This window comes from Pseudomonas sp. KK4 (assembly GCF_001984065.1).
GTDB lineage: Bacteria > Pseudomonadota > Gammaproteobacteria > Pseudomonadales > Pseudomonadaceae > Aquipseudomonas.
Window position 1 is genome coordinate 1 of the sequence record NZ_LYVP01000183.1, and the last position, 7,167, is coordinate 7,167.

A 7,167-nucleotide genomic window follows, 5' to 3' on the forward strand; every position below is an offset into this window, starting at 1 on the left:
GAATGTGCGTTCACCGCAGATCCAGTGTGGGAGCGGGCTTGCTCGCGATGCACGCAAAAACGACACGGGATACCGGACGACCCGCATTATCGTTAACCACCATCGCGAGTATGCTCGCACCTACAGAAACGCCGGATGCAGGCATCTGCTCCGCGAGAACCCCTGAAAGAGAGCACTCCCATGCTGCTATACATGTCCACCTGGGCCGAGATCGAACATTACCTGCAACGCAGTCGCACCATCGTGATTCCCATTGGCTCCAACGAGCAACATGGCCCGACCGGCCTGTTGGGCACCGACTGGATGTGCCCGGAGATCATTGCCGGTCAAGCGCAGAAAAACGCCGACATCCTGATTGCGCCGACCTTCAACATCGGCATGGCGCAACACCACTTGGGCTTTCCCGGCACCATTTCCCTGCGGCCTTCGACGTTCATCGCGGCGATTGGCGACTGGGTGCGCTCGTTGGCGGCCCATGGCTTCGAGAAGATCCTGTTTCTCAATGGCCACGGCGGCAACGTGGCCTCGATCGAGGCGGCCTTTTCGGAGCTCTACGCCGAAGCCAGCTTCGCCCGACGCCCGGCCGGGTTTGCCTTGAAACTGTGCAACTGGTGGGACCTGGAAGGCGTGAACGAGCTGGCGAAAGCGCAGTTTCCCACCGGCCACGGCGTGCATGCGACGCCCTCGGAGATCGCCGTCACTCAATGGGCCTATCCGGATTCGATCAAGACCGCCGACTACTCGCCGCAGATCGCCCCTTGGGGCCCGATCCGCGAAGCCGCCGATTTCCGCGCCCGCCACCCGGACGGCCGCATGGGCTCCGACCCGGCACTGGCCACACCGGAAAAAGGCCGGGAATTGGTGATGTTGGCGGCTCAAGGGCTGGTGCAGGAAGTGGCGGCGTTCAGTCGGGAAGGCAAATAACGACAGGCCACGCACTTGTGGCGAGGGAGCTTGCTCCCGCTCGGCTGCGAAGCAGTCGCAAAACCTGAGTGCCCGGTCTTTCAGGTAGACCGCATTGGCAGGTATTGGGCTTGCTTTGCAAGCCAGCAGGAGCAAGCTCCCTCGCCGCACCGGGTTTCGCCAGTGGCTACAGAGGGGTGGCGGGGCTTTGGTCGTCCGGCTGGAACAGCTCAGGCGGCAATTCTCCAATACCCTTCAGGCGAGCCTCCAGAAACTCCCGCAACACCCGGACCTTGGTGGAATACCGTCGATTGGGCAGATACGCCATGTAGATCTGCCTGCCGGTCAGCGAGTTAACGAATCGATAGTCCGGCAGCACAATCTGCAATTCCCCACTCAGCAACAAATCCCGCACCAGCCAGATCTCAAACTCCGCAATACCCAGCCCACCACAGGCCGCTTCCAGCAGCAGTTCGGAATTGTCCGACTGCAGGTTGCCCTTGGGGAAAATCGAGTGCTTGACCTCGCCCTGGGTGAAGTACCAATGGGGGTCGCTGTCGGGGTGCAGGTAGATCAGGCAATTGTGCGCACTGAGGTCGGCAGGGGTGGCGGGGTGGCCGCAGCGCGCCAGGTATTCGGGGGTGGCGCACAGCAGTGAATCGTTGCGACTGATCGGGTAGGCGATCAGGTTCTCCAGATGATTTTCCCCCTCATGAATGTCCAGGTCGAAACCACCGATGATCATGTCGTTGTGGTTGTCGGTCAGCCGCAGGTCCATCTGGATGCCCGGGTACATCTGCAGAAAGGGCGCAATCAGCGGCGCGAGAAAGCGCCGGCCGAACGCCACCGGTGAATTGACCCGCAACGGCCCGCTGGGGGCCAGGTTCAGGTCGCTGACCACGCGCAAGGTGTCGTCCAGGTCGGCAATCATCGACAGGGCGCGGGCGTGATAGAGCTGGCCCGCTTCGGTGAGGGCGACGATGTGCGTGGTGCGATGCAGCAGGGTGGTGTTCAGGGACTTTTCCAGCGCCGAGATCATCCGGGTCAGGGTCGACGGGGAGACGTGCATCTCCCTGGCCGCCGCCGAGAAAGTGCCCAGTTCAACCACTTTGACCAAGGCCCGCATGACCCCCAGGTGATCGATTCGTGTCGTTTCAGTTGTCATGTTTTAGCTGAATGCCTTTGCGCTGGGTGCAAAACCGAATTCTGTATCGCGATATTCCATCAGTATTTGCCAGAATATAGACTCAAATTCGATAGAAGTGCGCACCTCGTTCCTGACTTCCGGCCATCTATTCATCCCCGAGCATCGCCGATCTTTGGGGCTGCTCATTGGAGTATCGAGATCATCATGGATTTTCCCGCGCATGTTCCATTAGCTGTTGCCACCCGAAACAACCACGTGGAGCGCATCCATTGGGGCTCGGTCGCCGTCGTCGATAACGAAGGGGTGCTGTTGGCCTATGCCGGCGACCCTGCCTGCATGATGTTTTCCCGTTCCACCCTCAAGCCGTTTCAGGCCGTCCCTTTTGTCCGCGACGGCGGCGTGGAGCACTTCGGCTTCTGCGACGAACAAGTGGCGGTGATGTGTGCCAGCCATTCGGGGGAAGCCAACCATGTGAATGCCGTCAGCGGCATGCTCAGTAAAATCCAGCACACCTCCACCGACCTGGGTTGCGGCTGCCACCTGCCGGATGTCTACAGCGCCGACAATCTGCCGCCCCAGGGCTTTCGCTACGACCAACGTCACCATAACTGCTCGGGCAAACACAGCGGCTTTCTCGCCTATTGCCGCCTCCATGGGTTATCCAGCGAATCCTACCTGCGCCCGGAACACCCGCTGCAGCGCGACATCCAGCGTGTCGTCTCGTCGCTGACGGGGGTGGCGGAAAATCAACTCTGGACCGGCATTGACGGCTGTAACGCGCCCAACCTGGGCATGCCGCTGTCACGTTTGGCTTTGCTGTGGGCGCGCCTGGCCAGCGGTGACGGGGGTGGCGACGCAAGCCTCGACCCGGTTTTGACACGGCTGTTCGACGCCATGCGCAGCCATCCGGAAATGGTCTCGGGCACCGGTCGCAGCGACCTGGGCATCACGCTCTCGTCGAATGGCGACTGGGTGGCGAAAACCGGTGCCGACGGCGTGCAGACCGTGGGCATCCGCAGCCGCGGCCTGGGGGTGGCGGTCAAGGTCAGCGATGGCGATTTCCCCAGCGTGTTCGCCGTGACCATTGCCGTGCTCAAGCAACTGGGCGTGCTGGAGCAGGACAGCGACAGTCCGCTGTTGGCACCCTGGGCCGATCCATTGCTCAAAAGTTATAACGGCTCGACGGTGGGCCAGTTGAAAGCCACGGTGCAATTGAAATTCGTCTAGCCAGGGGCAGGTCAGAAACCATGCAATCGACGCAAACCCAGCATCAGCCGACGTCCGCCATTTCGTTGCGTGCGGTGAACAAGTTCTTCGCCAGCCAGCAAGTGCTGTTCGACGTCGATCTTGAGGTCCAGCCCGGCGAAGTGGTGGTGATCATCGGTCCTTCCGGCTCCGGCAAGTCGACCCTGTGCCGCTGCATCAACCGCCTGGAGACCGTCACCAGCGGCGAAATTTACCTGCACGGCGAACGCCTGCCGGAAGAGGGCGGAGCCTTGGCCAAGATGCGCGCCAAGGTGGGCATGGTGTTCCAGAGTTTCAACCTGTTTTCCCATCGCACCGCCCTGCAGAACGTCGCCATGGGACCGCGCAAGGTCCTGGGCATGCGCGGCGCGGACGCTGATGCCTGGGCGCAGCAACTGCTCGAGCAGGTCGGCCTGGGGCACAAGGGCAAGGCGTATCCGGCCGAGCTGTCCGGCGGTCAGCAGCAGCGCGTGGCGTTGGCTCGCTCGCTGGCGATGAAGCCCAGTGTGATGTTGTTCGATGAACCGACCTCCGCCCTCGACCCGGAAATGGTCAACGAGGTGCTCAAGGTCATGGTCGACCTGGCTCGCACCGGCATGACCATGGTGGTGGTCACCCATGAGATGGGGTTCGCGCGTTCTGCCGCCGACCGGATCATCTTCATGGACGCCGGCCGCATCGTCGAAAGCGCGCCACCGGAAACCTTCTTCAGCGCCCCGCGCTCGGAGCGTGCCCGGGAGTTTCTGTCCAAGGTGCTTGCCCACTGATTCACTCAACTCACATCACAATAAAAAGAGAGATCAACCATGCGTTCCAATCGATTCGTAACCCTCAGCGTCTCCCTCCTGGCTTCCTGCATTTTCGCCGCGTCGGCATCGGCCGCAACCGCCGAGCAGTTCCCGGCGGATTCGACCATGGCCAAGATCCAGCAACGCGGCAAGCTGGTGGTGGGCAGCTCGCTCAACACCCTGATGTTCTCCTCGAAAAACCCCATGACCGGTGAAGTCGAAGGCTTCGAGGCGGATCTGGCGCGGATGCTGGCGAAAAAACTCACCGGTTCCGAGGACAACATCGAGTGGGTCAGCACCACGCCGGAGAACCGCATTCCGCTGGTCGAAAACAAGCGAGTCGACATGGTCATCGCCACCATGACCGTGACCGACGAGCGTAAAAAGGCCATTGGTTTTGCCGGGCCCTATTACCTCGCCGGGCAGGATTCGCTGGTCCGGGCGGATGATCACTCCATCAACAAAACCGCCGACCTCGATGGCAAGACCGTCTGCGTATTGAGCGGCACCACCGTGGAGCGCAACCTCAAGCCCCTGGCGCCGACGGCGAAGATCGTGACCTTCAGCGATGCCTCGGCATGCGTCGAAGGGCTGATCGACAAGCGCTTCGACGCCTATGTCGACGACGGTGCAACCCTGGTGGGCGAGTCCATGCGCCAGCCGGGCAAACTGCGGGTGGTCGGCTCGCCGTTCACCGAAGAGCCCTACGGTATTGCCGTGACCAAGGAAGACACCGCCTGGCGCAACTGGATCAACAGTCAGCTGAGCACGGCGATCGACAACGGCCATTGGAAAGAGCTGTACGGCAAGGACCTGGAGTCCGGGCTGGGTGCTCCCCAGGTGCCAGTGATCGAACAGTAAGCGATCCGGAGGACAACCAAATGTCGTATATCGAACGCTTTCTGGGGGGCATCGCGGTAAGCGTCGAGCTGACCCTGTTGTCCTTCGCCATTGCGATCGTGCTCGGGCTGCTCCTGGCGATCATGAGGGTGAGCCCCTGGCCACCCTTTCGCTGGTTTGCCAGTGCCTACGTCGAAGTCATGCGGATGATGCCGCTGCTGGCGCTGTTGCTGCTGTTCACCTTCGGCCTGCCCAAGTTGGGCTTCATCTACTCGCTGTTCACCTCCACGGTGCTGGTGCTGGGGCTGTACAGCGCGGCGTGGATTTGCGAGGTGGTGCGGGCGGGCATCAACACCGTGGCGATCGGGCAGATCGAAGCCGCGCGCAGCATCGGCATGCGCTTCGATCAGATCCTCGGCGAGGTGGTGTTGCCGCAAGCCATGCAGTCGGTGATCGGCCCGCTGGGCAACCTGTTCATCATCCAGATCAAGGCCTCGGCCATCGGCGCGGCGATCGGTGTTGCGGACATCACCTACACCGCGCAGAAGATCAACTTCGACACGGCGCTGGCGATACCCACGTTCCTCGGCGCCATGGCGGCCTATTTCCTGCTGACCCTGCCTTCGGGCCTGTTCTTCCGCTTCCTGGAGCAAAAAATGGCGGTGTTGCGATGAGCGCTTCGAACCTGCTTTACGAGCCGCCGGGGCCGATTGCCAGGAGGCGCAACCGGATCATCTCGGTGATTGGCGTGGTGCTGCTGGTGTGCTGTGCGCTGGCCGCCGGGCATCGCCTGGACGCGAGCGGGCAGTTCGATGCCAACCGCTGGCAGATCTTCCTGCACCCGGGGACCATTCGCTTCCTGTTCGACGGCCTGATGGCCACCTTGCTGGCGGCGGCGATCAGCACGGTCCTGGCGTTCAGCCTGGCCTTGCCGCTGGCGCTGGCGCGGTTGTCGAACCGGTTCTGGCTGCGCACGTTGGCGGCGGCCTATATCGGCTGTTTTCGTGCGGTGCCGTTGCTGCTGTTGATCCTGTTTACGGTGATCCTGCTGCCGTCGATGGGGCTGAACTGGCATGCCCTGGGGTATCTGGTTTTCGGCATGGTGCTGCACCACAGCGCGATGACGGCGGAGGTGGTGCGGGCGGGCATTCTTTCGCTGGGGCGCGGTCAGCGCGAGGCGGCGCTGTCGATCGGCATGCGCGAGCACCAGGCGATGATCTGGGTGGTCTTGCCCCAAGCGCTGAAGCTGATGTTGCCGGCGTTGATCAGTTCGGTTCTGGCGATTGTCCAGGACACCTCGCTGGGCTACATCATTCCCTATGAGGAACTGCTGCGCCGCTCGCAACAGATCTCCAGCTTTGCCCCGCAGTCGTTGCTGCAATCGGCGTTTATCGTCACGGTGATGTATGGCTTTGTCAGTGCGCTCTTGCTGGCGTTGCGGCGCTGGATCGAACGGCGTCAGGCCTATACTTCCCGGGCGGTGGTGCGCGAGGAGGGGGTTGAAGCGAATCTGGGTGGCGTGCCTGGCATGCCGACTGCGTTGGGGCCGGTGGCGGATCCGGTAGCCAGACGCCAACCCTCGACCCTGTAGGAGCGAGGCTTGCTCGCGAAGGCGGTGGCACATCCAACCTCGTCGTTGCCTGAGCCACCGCTTTCGCGAGCAAGCCCGCTCCCACCATGACGAGTGCTCGGGGCTGTTTCGCAGTCATCTCAGGTGGTAGAGGAGGTGCAACATGGATCGATTCATCGGCGGTTGTCTGTGCGGTGATGTTCGAGTGGTGGCCACGGGTCGCCCGTATCGGGTGGGCCTTTGCCACTGTCTGGATTGCCGCAAGCACCATGGCGCGCTGTTTCATGCCTGCGCGATTTTTCCTGAATGTGCGGTGACCATCGAGGGTGAAACCCGGGAGTACGCCGGACGGTTTTTCTGCCCGCGCTGTGGCTCCCCGGTGTACTCGCGCAGTGACGATGAAATCGAAGTGAGCCTGGGCTCGCTGGACGCTCCTGACCAACTGAAGCCCACCTACGAACTCTGGACGGTGCGCCGCGAATCGTGGTTGCCGGCGTTACCCCTGGGCAAACATTACGAGCGGGATCGCGAGTCCAAAGGGCGATCCGAGGACTGAGTCAAACCACCTGTGGGAGCGGGCTTGCTCGCGAAGAGGCCAGCCCAGTCAACACACCTGTGCCTGACCCACCGCTTTCGCGAGCAAGCCCGCTCCCACATTGGGTCTTCAGTGAACA

General features: G+C 62.0%; 8 protein-coding genes. 7 read left to right on the top strand and 1 reads right to left on the bottom strand.

Features of this window, described 5'->3' with window-relative positions; genetic code table 11:
- Positions 1 to 180 precede the first annotated feature (180 nt).
- Positions 181 to 924: a creatininase family protein gene (locus tag B0W55_RS28035; protein ID WP_077049155.1), complete on the top strand. Its 744-nt coding sequence runs from the start codon at positions 181 to 183 to the stop codon at positions 922 to 924.
- Positions 925 to 1,090: 166 nt separating this feature from the next.
- Here B0W55_RS28035 and B0W55_RS28040 read toward each other — a convergent pair whose 3' ends face one another.
- Positions 1,091 to 2,068: a LysR family transcriptional regulator gene (locus B0W55_RS28040; RefSeq protein WP_077049156.1), complete on the bottom strand. Its 978-nt coding sequence runs from the start codon at positions 2,066 to 2,068 to the stop codon at positions 1,091 to 1,093.
- Between the two features lie 186 nt (positions 2,069 to 2,254).
- On the opposite strand from B0W55_RS28040, the gene B0W55_RS28045 reads away from it, so the two are divergent.
- The 6 genes from B0W55_RS28045 to B0W55_RS28070 all read left to right on the top strand — a co-directional run bounded on the left by B0W55_RS28045 (position 2,255) and on the right by B0W55_RS28070 (position 7,049).
- Positions 2,255 to 3,277, top strand: coding sequence for an asparaginase (locus tag B0W55_RS28045; protein ID WP_077049157.1), 1,023 nt, complete (start codon positions 2,255 to 2,257; stop codon positions 3,275 to 3,277).
- Positions 3,278 to 3,297: 20 nt separating this feature from the next.
- On the top strand, positions 3,298 to 4,062 hold the full coding sequence (locus B0W55_RS28050) for an amino acid ABC transporter ATP-binding protein (protein ID WP_077049158.1): 765 nt from the start codon (positions 3,298 to 3,300) through the stop codon (positions 4,060 to 4,062).
- Positions 4,063 to 4,101: 39 nt separating this feature from the next.
- Positions 4,102 to 4,944 (top strand): glutamate ABC transporter substrate-binding protein, encoded by an 843-nt coding sequence (locus B0W55_RS28055; protein WP_077049159.1) that lies wholly within the window; start codon positions 4,102 to 4,104, stop codon positions 4,942 to 4,944.
- Positions 4,945 to 4,964: 20 nt separating this feature from the next.
- On the top strand, positions 4,965 to 5,597 hold the full coding sequence (locus B0W55_RS28060; protein WP_077049160.1) for an amino acid ABC transporter permease: 633 nt from the start codon (positions 4,965 to 4,967) through the stop codon (positions 5,595 to 5,597).
- Positions 5,594 to 6,514, top strand: a complete 921-nt coding sequence (locus tag B0W55_RS28065; RefSeq protein ID WP_077049161.1) for an amino acid ABC transporter permease — start codon at positions 5,594 to 5,596, stop codon at positions 6,512 to 6,514. Before B0W55_RS28060 ends, B0W55_RS28065 begins: the two co-directional genes overlap by 4 nt.
- A gap of 142 nt (positions 6,515 to 6,656) precedes the next feature.
- Positions 6,657 to 7,049: a GFA family protein gene (locus B0W55_RS28070; RefSeq protein ID WP_077049162.1), complete on the top strand. Its 393-nt coding sequence runs from the start codon at positions 6,657 to 6,659 to the stop codon at positions 7,047 to 7,049.
- The last annotated feature ends 118 nt before the right edge of the window (positions 7,050 to 7,167 follow it).